Source organism: Pseudomonas sp. GW823-FHT02C05 (genome assembly GCF_058797595.1).
The window spans coordinates 512,283-529,851 of the sequence record NZ_JBXAJU010000002.1; the positions used below are offsets into that span (position 1 = coordinate 512,283).

Genomic DNA, 17,569 nt, shown 5'->3' on the forward strand with positions numbered 1-17,569 from the left:
GCGACCGGGGCGAGTGGCGGCGAATAGGATTGCGGAGAAAGTAGATGAGCGCGCTCTATATGATTGTCGGCACCCTGGTAGCCCTGGGTGTGCTGGTCACCTTCCATGAATTCGGTCACTTCTGGGTCGCCCGTCGCTGTGGCGTCAAGGTTCTGCGCTTCTCCGTGGGCTTTGGCATGCCCTTGCTGCGCTGGCATGATCGTCGCGGCACCGAGTTCGTCATCGCCGCTATCCCGCTGGGCGGCTATGTGAAGATGCTGGATGAGCGTGAAGGCGAGGTAGCTGCCGAGGAGCTCGATCAGTCCTTCAACCGCAAGTCGGTTCGCCAGCGTATCGCGATTGTTGCTGCCGGTCCGATTGCCAACTTCCTCCTCGCACTGGTGTTTTTCTGGGCCCTGGCGATGCTGGGCAGCCAGCAGGTGCGGCCGGTCATCGGTGATGTAGAGGCTGGCAGTATTGCTGCCAAGGCCGGGCTCAGTGCCGGCCAGGAAATCGTCGCCATCGACGGCGAGCCGACTACCGGCTGGGCGGCCGTGAACCTGCAACTGGTGCGGCGCCTGGGTGAAAGCGGTGCGCTGCAGGTGCTGGTGCGTGAGCAGGGCGCCACTGTGGATTCGCCACGCCAGCTGGAATTGGATAAATGGTTGAAAGGGGCTGATGAGCCGGATCCGATTCGCTCCCTGGGCATTCGTCCGTGGCGTCCGGCCCTGCCGCCGGTGCTGGCTGAACTTGACCCCAAGGGCCCGGCCCAGGCCGCTGGCCTGAAGACCGGCGATCGTCTGTTGGCCCTTGATGGCCAGCCCCTCAATGACTGGCAGCAAGTGGTGGATTGGGTCCGTGTGCACCCTGATACGAAAATTGTGCTGCATGTCGAGCGCGATGGTGCTCAAATCGACGTCCCCGTGACCTTGGCCAGCCGCGGTGAAAGCAAAGCGCCAAATGGCTACCTGGGGGCCGGGGTGAAAGCGGTAGATTGGCCGCCGCAGATGCTTCGCGAGGTCAGCTACGGGCCGTTGGAGGCGATTGGTGAAGGGGCCCGACGGACCTGGACCATGAGCGTTCTGACCCTCGAATCGCTGAAGAAAATGTTGTTCGGCGAGCTCTCGGTAAAAAACTTGAGTGGACCGATAACCATTGCTAAAGTGGCGGGCGCTTCTGCCCAGTCGGGCATTGCTGATTTCTTGAATTTCCTTGCTTATCTGAGTATTAGCCTGGGTGTTCTGAATTTGTTGCCCATCCCGGTGCTGGATGGGGGGCATTTGCTGTTTTATCTGATCGAGTGGGCGCGTGGTCGTCCCTTGTCGGATCGGGTGCAAGGTTGGGGGATACAGATCGGTATCAGCTTGGTGGTCGGAGTCATGTTGCTTGCTCTGGTCAACGATCTGGGTCGTCTGTAACGCTTCGCTGAATTGCGAATCTGCCGCATTTTGCGGCAGTTTGTTTATTGCCAGTTGGAATAAGAAAGGACTTCATGAAACGTCTGCTGCTAACTGCGGTTCTCACCGTATTGATGATCGCCGAAGTTCACGCCGAGTCCTTCACTATCTCCGATATCCGCGTCAACGGCCTCCAGCGCGTTTCCGCGGGTAGCGTCTTTGGTGCCTTGCCGTTGAACGTCGGCGAGCAGGCGGACGACCGTCGCCTGGTGGAATCCACTCGTGCGCTGTTCAAAACCGGTTTCTTTCAAGACATCCAGCTGGGCCGCGATGGCAACGTCCTGGTCATCACGGTAGTCGAACGTCCGTCGGTTGCCAGTATCGAGATCGAAGGCAACAAGGCGATCTCCACTGACGACCTGATGAAAGGGCTCAAGCAGTCCGGCCTGGCGGAAGGTGAAATCTTCCAGCGCGCGACCCTCGAAGGCGTGCGCAACGAGCTGCAGCGTCAATACGTCGCTCAGGGTCGTTACTCGGCCAGCGTTGAAACCGAAGTCGTGCCGCAGCCACGTAACCGGGTTGGCCTGAAGGTCAAGATCAACGAAGGCACAGTCGCAGCCATCCAGCACATCAACGTGGTAGGCAACACCGTCTTCCCCGATGAAGACCTGATCGGTCTGTTCGAACTCAAGACCACCAACTGGCTGTCGTTCTTCAAGAACGACGACAAGTACGCCCGTGAAAAACTCTCCGGTGACCTGGAGCGCCTGCGTTCCTACTACCTGGACCGCGGCTATATCAACATGGATATCGCCTCGACCCAGGTGTCCATCACCCCGGACAAGAAGCATGTCTACATTACCGTCAACGTCAACGAAGGCGAGAAGTACAGCGTTCGTGACGTGAAGCTCAGCGGTGACCTGAAAGTCCCTGAAGACCAGGTCAAGGCGCTGCTGCTGGTGGAGAAGGGCCAGGTGTTCTCGCGCAAGCTGATGACCACCACTTCCGAACTCATCACTCGCCGCCTGGGCAACGAGGGTTATACCTTCGCCAACGTCAACGGCGTGCCTCAGCCTCACGATGAAGACCACACCGTGGACATCACCTTTGTGGTGGACCCGGGCAAGCGTGCTTACGTCAACCGCATCAACTTCCGTGGCAACACCAAGTCCGAGGACGAAGTGCTGCGCCGCGAGATGCGCCAGATGGAAGGCGGCTGGGCTTCGACCTACCTGATCGATCAATCCAAGACTCGCCTTGAGCGCCTGGGTTTCTTCAAGGAAGTCAACGTCGAGACCCCGGCCGTGCCGGGTGTTGATGACCAGGTAGACGTGAACTACGCGGTTGAAGAACAAGCGTCCGGTTCGATCACCGCCAGCGTCGGTTTTGCCCAGAGCGCGGGCCTGATCCTCGGTGGTTCGATCACCCAGAACAACTTCCTGGGTACCGGTAACAAGGTCAGCATCGGCCTGACCCGCAGCGAATACCAGAGCCGCTACAACTTCGGCTACGTAGACCCCTACTGGACCGCCGATGGCGTGAGCCTGGGCTACAACGCCTTCTATCGCACCACTGACTACAAAGACCTCGACGTCGACGTGGCAAGCTATGCGGTGGACAGCCTGGGTGCCGGCGTGAGCGTGGGCTATCCGATCAGCGAGACTTCGCGCCTGACCTTCGGCTTGACTGCACAGCAGGACAAGATCAAGACCGGCCTGTACACCGTCGACGAAATCTTCGACTTCGTGAACAAGCAGGGCGACAACTACCTGAACTTCAAGGCGTCGGCCGGTTGGTCCGAATCGACCCTGAACAAAGGCGTATTGGCGACCCGCGGTCACTCGCAAAGCCTGGTGCTGGAAACCACTATCCCTGGCAGCGACCTGTCGTTCTTCAAGCTCGACTACCGTGGCCAACTGTTCACGCCATTGAGCGAGAACTACACCATGCGCTTCCATACCGAGCTGGGTTATGGCGACGGCTTTGGTGATACCAAGGGGCTGCCGTTCTACGAGAATTACTATGCTGGTGGTTTCAACTCGGTTCGCGGCTTTAAGGACAGCACCCTGGGCCCACGCAGTACCCCGAGCCGTGGTGTAGCTGTAACCGGCAACGCTGGTACAGCCAGGGACCCGGATCAGGATCCACTGCCATTCGGCGGTAACGTATTGATCCAGGGTGGTGCCGAGTTGCTGTTCCCGCTGCCGTTTGTCAAGGATCAGCGTTCCCTGCGTACGTCCCTGTTCTGGGATGTGGGTAACGTCTTCAACTCTCGTTGCGAATCCACGTCCAACACCATTGCGGCGTCGAACGTGAAAACGCAGTGCAACGATATCAGCCTGAGCAATCTGGCCAGTTCGGTGGGTGTCGGTGTGACTTGGGTCACCGCTCTGGGTCCATTGAGCTTCGCCCTGGCAATGCCGATCAAGAAACCGGATGACGCTGAAACTCAGGTGTTCCAATTCTCTCTCGGTCAGACTTTCTAACAGCCTGATCCAAGATAACGACAATGGATTTTGTAGGAGTGCATCGTGCGTAAGTTGACTCAATTGGTTCTCCTGGCCACCGTTCTGGTCGCGAGCCCGGCATTTGCCGAAATGAAAATCGCTGTCCTGAACTATCAGATGGCCCTGCTGGAATCTGACGCAGCCAAGAAGTACGCCGTGGATGCCGAGAAAAAGTTCGGCCCGCAGTTGACCAAGCTGAAGACTCTGGAAAGCAGCGCCAAAGGCATCCAGGACCGTCTGGTGGCCGGTGGCGACAAGATGCAGCAGGGCGAGCGTGAACGCCTGGAGCTCGAGTTCAAGCAAAAGGCCCGTGACTTCCAGTTCCAGTCCAAGGAGCTGAACGAAGCCAAAGCCGTTGCCGACCGCGAAATGCTCAAGCAGCTGAAGCCGAAGCTGGACAGCGCTGTGGAAGAAGTCATCAAGAAAGGCGGCTTCGACCTGGTCTTCGAGCGTGGCGCAGTGATTGATGTCAAACCTCAGTACGACATCACTCGCCAGGTTATCGAGCGTATGAATCAGCTGAAGTAAGCCATGACCGCGACCATAAAGCTCGGCCAGTTGGCCGAGTTCCTCGGCGCCACCTTGAGTGGCGACGGGGAGAAGGAAATCACTGGGCTAGCCACCTTGCAGGAGGCTGGCCCAGCTCAGTTGAGCTTTTTGGCAAATCCCCAGTACCGCAAGTACCTGGTGGATTGTCAGGCCGGCGCGGTGCTGTTGAAGGCCGCGGATGCCGAAGCCTATGCCGGTGATGCACTGGTAGTGGCCGATCCCTACTTGGCCTATGCGCGCATTTCCCATTTGTTCGATCCCAAGCCAAAGGCACAGGCAGGTGTTCATCCTTCTGCGGTGATTGCCGCTGATGCGCAGGTAGATCCTGCGGCCAGCATTGGTCCCTTTGCCGTGATCGAGAGCGGTGCGCGGATTGCTGCAGGTGTGACCATCGGCGCTCACTGCTTTATCGGCGCCCGCTGCGAAATCGGCGAAGGTGGCTGGTTGGCACCACGGGTGACCCTGTACCACGACGTGCGTATCGGCAAGCGTGTGGTCATTCAGTCAGGTGCTGTGCTGGGGGGGGAAGGCTTTGGTTTTGCCAATGAAAAAGGCGTCTGGCAGAAAATCGCCCAGATTGGCGGCGTGACCATCGGTGACGATGTGGAAATCGGCGTCAACACGGCGATCGACCGCGGTGCCCTGGCCGATACCGTCATTGGCAATGGCGTGAAGCTGGACAACCAGATCCAGATCGCCCACAACGTCCAGGTCGGTGATCACACCGCCATGGCTGCTTGTGTGGGGATCTCCGGCAGTACCAAGATCGGCAAGCACTGTATGCTCGCCGGTGGCGTGGGCCTGGTTGGGCATATCGATATTTGCGACAACGTATTCCTCACCGGGATGACCATGGTGACCCACTCGATTACTGAGCCGGGCGCCTACTCTTCCGGTACGGCCATGCAGCCTGCTGCCGAGTGGCGCAAAAGCGCGGCACGCATCCGCCAGCTGGATGACCTTGCACGGCGCTTGCGTCAGTTGGAAAAGCGCGTTGGGGACGTGACCCCCGGCGGCAATGCTTCATCTGATGGCTGATACCATTTCCATATCAAGTGTGCACAGCCGCTAGACTGCCTCCTTGATTTGCTAGAGGAGCGTGCGTTAGTCGCGCGCTCCCACTCTTTACTACAGGCTTCCCCCCGAAATGATGGACATCAACGAGATTCGCGAATACTTGCCTCACCGTTACCCTTTCCTGTTGGTGGATCGGGTAGTGGACCTGGATGTTGAAGGCAAGTGCATTCGTGCCTACAAGAATGTCAGCATCAATGAACCGTTCTTCAATGGTCACTTCCCTGCGCACCCGATCATGCCGGGCGTGCTGATCATCGAGGCCATGGCTCAGGCTGCGGGCATTCTCGGTTTCAAGATGCTCGACGTGAAGCCCGCCGACGGCACCCTCTATTACTTCGTCGGTTCCGACAAGCTGCGCTTCCGCCAGCCGGTGCTGCCGGGCGACCAGTTGATCCTTGAAGCCAAGTTCATCAGCTGCAAGCGCCAGATCTGGAAGTTCGAATGCCAGGCTTCGGTCGACGGCAAGCCGGTGTGCTCTGCCGAGATCATCTGTGCGGAACGCAAACTATGAGTTTGATTGACCCTCGCGCAATCATCGATCCGACGGCCGTCCTGGCCGACGACGTTGAGGTTGGCCCGTGGTCGATCGTCGGCGCTGGTGTGGAAATCGGCGAGGGTACAGTGATCGGGCCCCATGTGATTCTCAAGGGCCCCACCCGGATCGGTAAGCACAACCGCATCTACCAGTTTTCGTCGGTAGGTGAGGACACGCCTGATCTGAAATACAAGGGCGAGGAAACCCGCCTGGTGATCGGTGACCACAACGTGATCCGCGAAGGCGTGACCATTCACCGTGGCACCGTCCAGGATCGTTCCGAAACCACTCTGGGTGATCACAACCTGGTCATGGCCTATGCCCACATCGGCCATGACAGCGTTATCGGCAACCACTGCATCCTGGTCAACAACACCGCCTTGGCCGGCCATGTGCATGTGGATGACTGGGCGATTCTCTCCGGTTTCACCCTGGTGCATCAGTATTGCCATATCGGCGCCCACAGCTTTTCCGGCATGGGCACCGCCATCGGCAAGGACGTGCCGGCATTCGTCACCGTATTCGGCAACCCCGCCGAAGCCCGCAGCATGAACTTCGAAGGCATGCGCCGTCGCGGCTTCAGCGAAGATGCGATCCACGCGCTGCGTCGTGCCTACAAGACGGTCTATCGCCAGGGGCTGACGGTTGATCAGGCCTTGGCCGAGCTGGCCGAGCCGGCTGCACAGTTCCCTGAAGTCGCGGTCTTTCGTGACTCGATCCAGTCCTCGACTCGCGGCATCACCCGTTAATCATGAGCACTCTGCGTATTGCGCTGGTGGCTGGCGAAGCCTCCGGCGACATTCTCGGCGCCGGTTTGATGCGAGCTCTCAAGGCTCAGCACCCGGCCGTCGAATTCATAGGGGTCGGTGGTCCGCTGATGGAGGCCGAAGGCCTTGTTTCCTATTTCCCCATGGAGCGCCTGGCGGTCATGGGGCTGGTAGAGGTGCTTGGGCGCCTGCGTGAGCTTCTGGCTCGACGCAAGAAGCTGATCCAGACCCTGATTGCTGAAAAGCCGGATGTATTTATCGGTATCGATGCCCCGGATTTCACCCTGAATATCGAACTCAAGCTGCGTCAGGCCGGGATCAAGACCGTGCACTACGTCAGCCCTTCGGTCTGGGCCTGGCGGCAGAAGCGGGTGCTGAAGATCCGCGAAGGCTGCGACCTGATGCTGACCCTGTTCCCCTTCGAAGCCCGCTTCTATGAAGAGAAGGGGGTACCGGTGAAGTTCGTCGGTCACTCTCTGGCCGATGCCATTCCGCTGGAGGCCGACCGAGCCGCTGCACGCGCGGAGCTGGGGTTGCCAGAAGGGCCGTTGGTGGCCTTGATGCCCGGTAGTCGCGGTGGCGAAGTAGGGCGCCTGGGCGCCTTGTTCCTGGATGCCGCTCAGCGCCTGCGGGCCATGCGCCCCGGCGTGCGTTTCATCATGCCTTGTGCCAGCCCGGAGCGGCGGGTCCAGCTGGAGCAGTTGCTGGCCAATCGTGATCTGCCACTGACGTTGCTCGATGGCCAGTCCCACAAGGCGCTGGCTGCTTGCGATGCGGTGTTGATCGCCTCCGGTACCGCGACCCTGGAAGCCTTGCTCTACAAGCGCCCGATGGTCGTGGCTTATCGCCTGGCGCCGCTGACCTTCTGGATTCTCAAGCGCATGGTCAAGAGCCCGTACATTTCCCTGCCGAACCTGCTGGCCCAGCGCCTCCTGGTGCCTGAGCTGCTGCAGGACGATGCCACGGCCGATGCTCTGGCCCAGACCTTGTCGCCGCTGATCGAAGGTGGTGAAGAGCAGACTCGCGGCTTTGACGAGATCCACCGAACCTTGCGTCGCGACGCATCCAACCAGGCCGCGCAAGCCGTGCTTGGGCTGATCGGCAAATGACTGTGAGTAACCCGAAAATGCAAATGGGCCTGGATTTCACCTTGGTGGCGGACGCCGAGGACCTGGTGGCCGGGGTCGATGAGGTCGGCCGCGGTCCTTTGTGTGGTGCAGTGGTCACCGCGGCAGTGATTCTCGACCCGACGCGGCCGATTCTCGGCCTCAACGATTCGAAGAAGCTCACCGAAGCCCGGCGCGAGAAGCTGTTCGACGAAATCTGCGAGAAAGCCCTGAGCTGGTGCATCGCCCGGGCTGAGGTCGAGGAAATCGACGAGCTGAATATCCTCCATGCCACGATGTTGGCCATGCAGCGCGCGGTGGAGGGGCTGAGTGTGACCCCGAAGCTGGCGATGATCGATGGCAACCGTTGCCCGAAGCTGGCGATGCCGGCTGAAGCGGTGGTCAAGGGCGATAGCAAGGTTCCGGCGATTGCTGCGGCATCGATCCTGGCCAAGGTCAGCCGTGACCGAGAAATGGCCGCTTTCGAGCTGATCTATCCGGGATATGGCATCGGTGGCCACAAGGGCTACCCGACCCCGGTGCATCTGGAAGCCCTGGCCCGCCTGGGGCCGACCCCGATTCACCGGCGCTCTTTCGCTCCGGTGCGGCAAGCCTACGAAGCCCGCGAGGCGCTGGGCGAGATTCAGTCCTGAGGCTGATGTTTTAGTCGAGGCCCGGTACAATCCGGGCCTTGTTGTTTTCGCGCTTATTACAGGATCACTATGCCGGCTTCATTCGTTCACCTGCGCCTGCACACTGAATATTCCCTGGTCGACGGTCTGGTGCGGATCAAGCCGCTGGTCAAGGCGCTGGCCGGCATGGGCATGCCGGCGGTGGCGGTCACCGACCAGAACAACATGTGTTCCCTGGTCAAGTTCTATAAAACCAGCATGGGGGCGGGGATCAAGCCGATCTGCGGCGCCGACCTGTGGCTGTCGAACAAGGACCCGGATAACCCCCTGAGCCGCATCAGCCTGCTGGTGATGAACGCCGTGGGTTATCGCAACCTGACCGAGCTGATTTCCCGCGGCTTCATCGATGGCCAGCGCAACGGCCAGATCATCATCGAGCGTGAGTGGGTGGCGGAGGCCGCGGAAGGCTTGATCATGCTCTCGGCGGCCAAGGAGGGCGAGATCGGCATGGCCCTGATCGCCGGCGATCTCGAGGTTGCCGAGACCCTGGCCCGGGAGTGGATGGCCGTATTCCCCGAGCGCTTCTACCTGGAAGTGCAGCGTACCAACCGCCCCAACGACGAAGAGCAATTGCACGCTGCGGTGGCCCTGGCCGACAAGATCGGCGCGCCGCTGGTGGCGACCAACGACGTGCGTTTCATCAAGCAGGAAGACTTCGAAGCCCACGAAACCCGGGTTTGCATCGGTGAAGGCCGGGCCCTGGACGATCCGCGCCGCTCAAAGAACTACAGCGACCAGCAGTACCTGAAAAGCGCCGAGGAAATGGCCGAGCTGTTCAGTGACCTGCCCGAGGCGCTGGAAAACACTGTCGAGATCGCCAAGCGCTGCAACATCGAGGTCAAGCTGGGCAAGCACTTCTTGCCTGACTACCCGATTCCCGATGGCATGACCATCGATGAGTATTTTCGCAAGGTTTCCTTCGACGGCCTGGAAGAGCGCCTCAGCGTGCTGCTGCCCAAGGACACCACCGAGGACTACGAGGCCAAGCGTCAGGTCTACGTCGACCGGCTGAATTTCGAACTGGATATCATCATCCAGATGGGCTTCCCCGGTTACTTCCTGATCGTTATGGACTTTATCCAGTGGGCCAAGAGCAACGGCGTACCGGTAGGTCCGGGCCGGGGGTCGGGTGCCGGTTCCCTGGTGGCCTATGTGCAGAAGATCACTGACCTCGATCCGCTGGAATACGACCTGCTGTTCGAACGTTTCCTTAACCCGGAACGGGTCTCCATGCCCGACTTCGACGTCGACTTCTGCATGGACGGTCGCGACCGGGTGATCGACTACGTGGCCGAGAAATACGGCCGCAACGCGGTGAGCCAGATCATCACCTTCGGTTCCATGGCGGCCAAGGCGGTGGTCCGTGACGTGGCGCGGGTGCAGGGCAAGTCCTACGGCTTGGCCGACCGTCTGTCGAAGATGATCCCCTTCGAAGTCGGCATGACCCTGGAAAAAGCCTACGAGCAAGAGGAGATCCTGCGGGACTTCATCAAGGTCGATGAAGAGGCGGCGGAAATCTGGGAGATGGCGCGCAAGCTCGAGGGCGTGGTGCGTAACGTCGGCAAGCACGCCGGGGGTGTGGTAATCGCGCCCACCAAGCTCACCGACTTCTCGCCGATCTACTGCGATGAAGAAGGCGGCGGCCTGGTGACCCAGTTCGACAAGGATGACGTCGAGGCTGCTGGCCTGGTGAAGTTCGACTTCCTCGGTCTGCGGACCCTGACCATCATCGACTGGGCACTGAAAACCATTAACCGCGACCGCGCCAAGGTCGGCGAGGAACCGCTGGATATCGCTTTTATCCCGCTGGACGACAAGCCGACCTACAGCCTGTTGCAGAAAGCAGAAACCACCGCGGTATTCCAGCTTGAATCCCGGGGCATGAAGGAGCTGATCAAGAAGCTCAAGCCCGACTGCCTGGAAGACCTGATCGCACTGGTGGCCCTGTTCCGTCCGGGGCCGCTGCAATCGGGCATGGTGGATGACTTCATCAACCGCAAGCACGGCCGCGCCGAGCTGGCCTACCCGCACCCGGACTATCAGTACGACGGCCTGCAGCCGGTACTGGCGCCGACCTACGGCATCATCCTGTACCAGGAACAGGTGATGCAGATTGCCCAGGTCATGGCCGGCTACACCCTGGGCGGTGCGGACATGCTGCGTCGGGCCATGGGTAAGAAAAAGCCCGAGGAGATGGCCAAGCAGCGTGGCGGCTTCATTGAGGGTTGCGCCAGCAACAACATCGATGCGGACCTGGCGGGCAACATCTTCGACCTGGTGGAAAAGTTCGCCGGCTACGGCTTCAACAAATCCCACTCCGCCGCCTACGGCCTGGTGTCGTACCAGACCGCCTGGCTCAAGGCGCACTACCCGGCGCCGTTCATGGCGGCGGTACTCTCCGCGGATATGCACAACACCGACAAGGTCGTGACCTTGATCGAGGAAGTGCGGATCATGAAGTTGCGCCTCGACGCGCCGGACGTGAACACCTCCGAGTTCAAGTTCACGGTGAACGACGAAGGTCGCATCGTCTACGGCCTGGGGGCGATCAAGGGCGTCGGCGAGGGGCCGGTGGAAGCCATCACCGAAGCCCGCGAGGAAGGCCCTTTCAAGGATCTGTTCGATTTCTGCGCCAGGGTCGACCTCAAGCGCATCAACAAGCGGACCCTGGACGGCTTGATTCGAAGCGGCGCCCTGGACCGCCTGGGGCCGCACTTCTTCGATGAGCCCAAGGCCTACCAGGCCAATATCGACCAGAACCGCGCCGTGCTGCTGGCGGCCATGGAAGAAGCGATCAAGGCCGCGGAGCAGACCGCCCGTACCCACGACAGTGGCCACGCCGACCTGTTCGGCGGGGTCTTCGTCGATGAGGATGCGGATGTCTACGCCAACCATCGCAAGGCCAAGGAACTGACCCTCAAGGAACGCCTGAAAGGCGAGAAAGATACCCTGGGGCTGTACCTGACCGGGCACCCGATCGACGAATACGAAGGCGAGATCCGTCGTTTCGCCCGCCAGCGCATCATCGACCTGAAGCCGGCCCGGGATACCCAGACCGTGGCCGGCATGATCATCGCCCTGCGGGTGATGAAGAACAAAAAGGGCGACAAGATGGGCTTCATCACCCTCGACGACCGCTCGGGGCGGATCGAGGCCTCGCTGTTTGCCGATGCGTTCCACTCGGCGCAGTCGCTGCTGCAGACCGACGCCATGGTGGTGGTGGAGGGCGAGGTCAGCAACGACGACTTCTCCGGCGGCCTGCGCCTGCGGGTCAAGCGGGTGATGAGCATGGAGGATGCGCGGACCAACCTGGCGGAAAGCCTGCGCCTGAAGATCCACAGCGATGCCCTGAAGGGCGATCAGCTACGCTGGCTGGGTGATCTGTTCAAGCGCCACCGCGGCGCATGCCCGATCACCATGGAGTACACCCGGGATGACGCCAAGGCCCTGCTGCAGTTTGGCGAGAACTGGCGGATTGATCCGGCGGACAGCTTGATTCAAGCCCTGCGTGACCAGTTCGGGCGAGACAACGTCTTCCTCCAATACCGTTGACGGTGAGGTGCCATCATTGCGCCTCATCGTCACTTGAATTTTTAATCTCGACCTCAACGCGTCCGTCCCTTAAGGTAGGGCGCGAATAGACAACCGGCCGGCCCAAGCTCCCTTGGACGTCGAGCCCAGACGGACGCCTATGAACCCGAATTTTCTTGATTTCGAACAGCCGATCGCCGACCTGCAAGCCAAGATCGAAGAGTTGCGCTTGGTCGGTAATGACAATTCGCTGAATATCGGCGATGAGATTTCCCGCCTGCAGGACAAGAGCAACACCCTGACCGAGGACATCTTCGGCAAGCTCACCAGCTGGCAGATCGCACGTCTGGCGCGGCACCCGCGTCGCCCGTACACCCTGGACTACATCCAGCACATCTTCACCGAGTTCGACGAGCTGCATGGCGATCGCCACTTCTCCGACGACGCCGCCATCGTAGGCGGCGTTGCTCGCCTGGACGAGCAGCCGGTAATGATCATCGGGCACCAGAAAGGCCGTGAAGTACGCGAGAAGGTCCGCCGCAACTTCGGCATGCCGCGTCCGGAAGGCTACCGCAAGGCCTGCCGCCTGATGGAGATGGCCGAGCGCTTCAAGATGCCGATCCTGACCTTCATCGACACACCCGGCGCCTATCCGGGCATCGATGCTGAAGAGCGCAACCAGAGCGAGGCCATTGCCTGGAACCTGCGGGTCATGGCGCGCCTGAAGACCCCGATCATCGCCACCGTGATTGGTGAGGGTGGTTCCGGCGGTGCCTTGGCCATCGGTGTCTGTGACCAGTTGAACATGCTGCAGTACTCCACCTACGCGGTGATCTCGCCGGAAGGCTGCGCCTCGATCCTGTGGAAAACCTCGGAAAAGGCTGCCGATGCCGCCGAAGCCATGGGTATTACCGCCGAGCGCCTCAAAGGCCTGGGTATTGTCGACAAGGTCATCGGCGAGCCATTGGGCGGTGCCCATCGGGATCCGGCTGCCGCGGCGGCCTCGATCCGTGCCGAGCTCAGCACGCAGCTGGCCATGCTCAAGGAAATGGACAACGACACCTTGCTGGCCCGTCGCTATGACCGCCTGATGAGCTACGGTCTCTGATCGAGCACTGCCTCCCCTTGTAGGGGCACGCTCGTTCGCGACCCAGGCGCCGCCATCGATTCGATGGCGGCGTTGTTGCTTATGCGGGCAAGCAGTACGCCACCCGGCCGCTCCTACAGGTCTTGAACACGTCATGAACGCTCTCTCCGCCAAACTACTGCACAGCCTCGCGCCCTGGCGCGACTCCAGGAGTTGGCGCGTGGCTTTCTCCGGTGGCCTGGATTCCACCGTCCTGTTGCATCTGCTCGCCGATCTGGCGCAGCACCATCGCCTTCCTCCACTTTCGGCTGTGCATATCCATCATGGACTTCAGGCTGCGGCCGACGCCTGGCCGGAGCATTGTCAGGCCTTCTGTGATGCGCTGGGGGTGCCGCTGCAGGTGCTTCGCGTCCATGTGCCAGCCGGTGCCAGCCTGGAGCGCGCCGCCCGTGAGGCACGCTATGGCGCTTTCGCGCGGCTCACGGCGAGCACTGAAGTGCTGCTGACGGCGCAGCATCGTGACGACCAGGCGGAAACGCTGCTGTTTCGCCTGCTGCGCGGTGCCGGAGTTAGGGGCTTGTCGGCAATGCCGTCAGCGCGGCCGTTGGGTGACGGGCACCTGCTGCGACCCTTGCTTGATGTGTCACGTGCCGAGCTGCAGTGCTACGCCGCGGAGCATCAGTTGAGCTGGGTCGAAGACCCATCCAACGCCGATCATCAGTATTCGCGCAATTACCTGCGCCACCAGGTCATGCCGGCAATCACCGCGCGCTGGCCCCAGGCGGCACTCAGCATGAGCCGCAGCGCCGCGCACTTGAATGAAGCCCAGGGCCTGCTCGATGAGCTGGCGATCATGGATCTGGATGCAGCCCGCGGTGCTAGCGTCTGGCCCTGGCTGGATCTGCCCTCACTAGCCCTGGCACCTTTGCAGTCTTTGTCGGGCGCGCGCCAACGCAATGCCTTGAGCCATTGGTTGAGCCGGTTTGGCCGTCTGCCGGATACCGATCACTGGCGCGGCTGGGACAGCCTGCGAGACGCGGGTGCCGCAGGGCGACCGGTGTGGCGTTTGGCCGATGGCGAGTTGCATCGTGCGGCAGGGCGAGTCTGGTGGCTGTCCGGCAGCTGGCTGCAACCGGTCGACGGACGGTTGCAGTGGCTCGATCCGCAAAAGCCCTTGCATCTGCCGGGCAACGGTCAGGTGTCGTTCCCTGGGCCAGTGCCGACCGGGTCGCTGCATATCCGCTATCGCCAGGGGGGCGAGATCATGCAGCTGGCCGGCCGCGGCCATCGGGACTTGAAGCGTTTGCTCAATGAAAGCGGGCTGCCGGGTTTCGTCCGTGGCAGATTGCCGCTGCTGTATCAGGACGACCGCTTGCTCGCGGTGGCGAACCTGCCGGCGCTTGCGACAAACCCCCAGGGTGGCTGGCCATTGCAATGGCTGCCACCAACCAGCGATCAAGGTTTGAGCTGAAAGGGGCTTTCCGGTAGACTACGCTCCCTTCTTGATACAACTTCTGTGGATTCGCCTGAATTGCAGGAGTTGCCGATTACCAAGCAGTCTTTGCTGGGCGATTCCAAAAAATGTGTAGCGAGCAACCTACCGGTGTTTTTGCATCCGGTCTGTCACCACGCGGCGGTTTTTTTGAAAGGTGCACTGTGATTAATGCAGGTGATCGGGGGCTTCGGCCTTCCTTCGCTTTCCCCGGCGGCACTGACCGCTTTAACGCAGACTTCTAGGGTTTTTCATGACGCGCTACATATTCGTCACGGGCGGTGTTGTTTCTTCATTGGGGAAAGGCATTGCCTCGGCTTCATTGGCGGCCATCCTGGAGGCGCGGGGGCTTAAGGTCACCATGCTCAAGCTGGACCCGTACATCAACGTCGACCCGGGCACCATGAGCCCGTTCCAGCACGGTGAAGTGTTCGTCACCCACGACGGCGCCGAGACCGACCTGGACCTGGGCCACTACGAGCGGTTCATCCGCACGACCATGACCCAGAACAACAACTTCACCACCGGCCGCGTGTACGAGCACGTGCTGCGCAAGGAGCGCCGTGGTGATTATCTGGGTGCCACCATCCAGGTGATTCCGCACATCACCGACGAGATCAAGCGTCGCATCATCAAGGGCGCCGGCGATGCCGACGTGGCCCTGGTGGAAATCGGCGGTACTGTGGGTGACATCGAGTCGCAACCGTTCCTCGAAGCCATCCGTCAACTGCGTGTGGAAGTCGGTTCCAAGCGCGCGATGCTGATGCACCTGACGCTGGTTCCGTACATCGCCACCGCTGGCGAGACCAAGACCAAGCCGACCCAGCACTCGGTAAAAGAGCTGCGTTCGATCGGCTTGCAGCCGGATGTGCTGATCTGCCGCTCCGACCATCCGGTGGATGTGTCGTCGCGCCGCAAGATCGCGCTGTTCACCAACGTTGAAGAGCGTGCGGTGATCTCCCTGGAAGACGTCGACACCATCTACAAGATCCCGGCTGTACTGCACGCCCAGGGCCTGGACGATTTCGTCGTCGAGCGTTTCGGCCTGCAGTGCAACGGTGCTGACCTGTCCGAGTGGGAAAAAGTGGTGGACGCCAAGCTCAACCCAGAGCACGAAGTCACCATCGCCATGGTCGGCAAGTACATGGAACTGCTGGACGCCTACAAGTCGCTGATCGAAGCGATGAGTCATGCCGGCATTACCAACCGTACCAAGGTCAACCTGCGCTACATCGATTCCGAAGACATCGAGAACCAGGGCACCGCGCTGCTGGAAGGCGTCGACGCGATCCTGGTTCCAGGCGGTTTCGGCCTGCGTGGCGTGGAAGGCAAGATCACCGCGGTGCAATACGCTCGCGAGAACAAGGTGCCGTACCTGGGTATCTGCCTGGGCATGCAAGTGGCGGTCATCGAGTTCGCCCGTAATGTCATGGGCTGGAAAGACGCCAACTCCACCGAGTTCGATCGCACCAGCGGCCATCCGGTCGTCGGCCTGATCACCGAGTGGGAAGACGCCACCGGTGCCGTTGAAGTGCGTACCGAAGCTTCCGACCTGGGCGGCACCATGCGTCTGGGTGCTCAGGAATGCTTGCTGGAAGCGGGCTCCAAGGTCCACGACTGCTACGCCAAGGACGTGATCATCGAGCGTCACCGTCACCGTTACGAAGTGAACAACAAGCTGCTGCCGCAACTGATCGAAGCTGGCCTGAAGATCTCCGGTCGCTCGGGTGACGGCGCGCTGGTTGAAGTGGTCGAGGCCCAGGATCATCCATGGTTCGTCGCTTGCCAGTTCCACCCCGAGTTCACCTCGACTCCCCGTGACGGCCACCCACTGTTCAGCGGTTTCGTCAAAGCAGCATTGGCTCAACACCAGAAGAAGGCGTGACCCTGATGGCGCAGAAGATCATCCGCGTAGGCAACATCGAGATCGCCAACGACAAGCCGATGGTGCTGTTCGGCGGCATGAACGTGCTGGAAAGCCGCGACATGGCGATGCAGGTTTGTGAAGAATACGTGCGGGTCACCGAGAAGCTCGGTATCCCCTACGTGTTCAAGGCCAGTTTCGACAAGGCCAACCGTTCGTCGGTGACCTCCTACCGTGGCCCGGGCCTGGAAGAAGGCATGCGGATTTTCGAAGACGTGAAGCAGGCCTTTGGCGTGCCGATCATCACCGACGTCCACGAGCCGGCCCAGGCTGCCGTGGTCGCCGAAGTCTGCGACATCATCCAGCTGCCGGCCTTCCTTTCGCGGCAGACCGACCTGGTGGTGGCCATGGCCAAGACCGGCGCGGTGATCAACATCAAGAAAGCCCAGTTCCTCGCACCCCAGGAAATGAAACACATCCTGAGCAAGTGCGAAGAGGCGGGCAACGATCAGTTGATCCTCTGCGAGCGCGGTTCCAGCTTCGGCTACAACAACCTGGTCGTGGACATGCTCGGTTTCGGCATCATGAAGCAGTTCGAATACCCGGTGTTCTTCGATGTGACCCACGCCCTGCAGATGCCGGGTGGTCGCGCCGACTCCGCTGGCGGTCGCCGGGCCCAGGTCACCGACCTGGCCAAGGCCGGCATGAGCCAGTCTCTTGCCGGGCTGTTCCTCGAAGCCCATCCGGATCCGGACAACGCCAAGTGCGACGGTCCTTGCGCCCTGCGCCTGGACAAGCTCGAGCCGTTCCTGGCCCAGCTCAAGGCCCTGGACGAGCTGGTCAAGAGTTTTCCGACGGTAGAAACCGCGTAAAACCGATTTCTCCGGTAAAGTACCGCACGATTATTGCTCAGGCCCCCGGGCCTGAGCCTTATCGTCTGCAAGACTGCCCGCTTTCCCCGCCTTGCCGACGGTAAAAGATTTCCT

13 protein-coding genes are annotated in these 17,569 nt (G+C 60.8%); all 13 read left to right on the forward strand.

What is annotated here, in order from left to right; all coding sequences use genetic code 11:
* Nucleotides 1-44: 44 nt before the first annotated feature.
* Entirely contained in the window at nt 45-1,397 is a 1,353-nt protein-coding gene (rseP, locus tag AC1RGE_RS13300; RefSeq protein WP_011059531.1) for a sigma E protease regulator RseP, read from the forward strand.
* Between the two features lie 74 nt (nt 1,398-1,471).
* The gene (bamA, locus tag AC1RGE_RS13305) at nt 1,472-3,862 is read left to right on the forward strand and encodes an outer membrane protein assembly factor BamA (protein ID WP_492584439.1); all 2,391 of its coding nucleotides are present in this window, start codon (nt 1,472-1,474) and stop codon (nt 3,860-3,862) included.
* Nucleotides 3,863-3,907: 45 nt separating this feature from the next.
* The gene (locus tag AC1RGE_RS13310; RefSeq protein WP_011059533.1) at nt 3,908-4,411 is read left to right on the forward strand and encodes an OmpH/Skp family outer membrane protein; all 504 of its coding nucleotides are present in this window, start codon (nt 3,908-3,910) and stop codon (nt 4,409-4,411) included.
* Nucleotides 4,412-4,414: 3 nt separating this feature from the next.
* On the forward strand, nt 4,415-5,470 hold the full coding sequence (gene lpxD, locus AC1RGE_RS13315; protein ID WP_011059534.1) for a UDP-3-O-(3-hydroxymyristoyl)glucosamine N-acyltransferase: 1,056 nt from the start codon (nt 4,415-4,417) through the stop codon (nt 5,468-5,470).
* A 109-nt stretch (nt 5,471-5,579) separates the two neighbouring features.
* Nucleotides 5,580-6,020 carry a 3-hydroxyacyl-ACP dehydratase FabZ gene (gene fabZ, locus AC1RGE_RS13320; RefSeq protein WP_007924058.1) on the forward strand — a complete coding sequence of 147 codons (441 nt, stop codon included), beginning with the start codon at nt 5,580-5,582 and terminating at the stop codon, nt 6,018-6,020.
* A complete protein-coding gene (lpxA, locus tag AC1RGE_RS13325) occupies nt 6,017-6,793 on the forward strand; it encodes an acyl-ACP--UDP-N-acetylglucosamine O-acyltransferase (RefSeq protein ID WP_011059535.1) in 777 nt (258 codons plus the stop codon). The genes fabZ and lpxA overlap by 4 nt, the downstream gene beginning before the upstream one ends.
* A gap of 2 nt (nt 6,794-6,795) precedes the next feature.
* Nucleotides 6,796-7,920: a lipid-A-disaccharide synthase gene (gene lpxB, locus AC1RGE_RS13330; RefSeq protein WP_015634335.1), complete on the forward strand. Its 1,125-nt coding sequence runs from the start codon at nt 6,796-6,798 to the stop codon at nt 7,918-7,920.
* Between the two features lie 17 nt (nt 7,921-7,937).
* On the forward strand, nt 7,938-8,570 hold the full coding sequence (rnhB, locus tag AC1RGE_RS13335) for a ribonuclease HII (protein WP_015634336.1): 633 nt from the start codon (nt 7,938-7,940) through the stop codon (nt 8,568-8,570).
* Nucleotides 8,571-8,639: 69 nt separating this feature from the next.
* Complete coding sequence (gene dnaE / locus AC1RGE_RS13340; protein ID WP_053149264.1) at nt 8,640-12,161, forward strand: DNA polymerase III subunit alpha; 3,522 nt, start codon at nt 8,640-8,642, stop codon at nt 12,159-12,161.
* Between the two features lie 139 nt (nt 12,162-12,300).
* Nucleotides 12,301-13,248, forward strand: a complete 948-nt coding sequence (locus AC1RGE_RS13345; protein ID WP_011059539.1) for an acetyl-CoA carboxylase carboxyltransferase subunit alpha — start codon at nt 12,301-12,303, stop codon at nt 13,246-13,248.
* Nucleotides 13,249-13,381: 133 nt separating this feature from the next.
* Nucleotides 13,382-14,698 (forward strand): tRNA lysidine(34) synthetase TilS, encoded by a 1,317-nt coding sequence (tilS, locus tag AC1RGE_RS13350; RefSeq protein ID WP_492584441.1) that lies wholly within the window; start codon nt 13,382-13,384, stop codon nt 14,696-14,698.
* 274 nt (nt 14,699-14,972) lie between these two features.
* Nucleotides 14,973-16,604, forward strand: a complete 1,632-nt coding sequence (gene pyrG, locus AC1RGE_RS13355) for a CTP synthase (RefSeq protein ID WP_011059541.1) — start codon at nt 14,973-14,975, stop codon at nt 16,602-16,604.
* 5 nt (nt 16,605-16,609) lie between these two features.
* Nucleotides 16,610-17,455, forward strand: a complete 846-nt coding sequence (gene kdsA / locus AC1RGE_RS13360; protein ID WP_011059542.1) for a 3-deoxy-8-phosphooctulonate synthase — start codon at nt 16,610-16,612, stop codon at nt 17,453-17,455.
* Nucleotides 17,456-17,569: the final 114 nt, after the last annotated feature.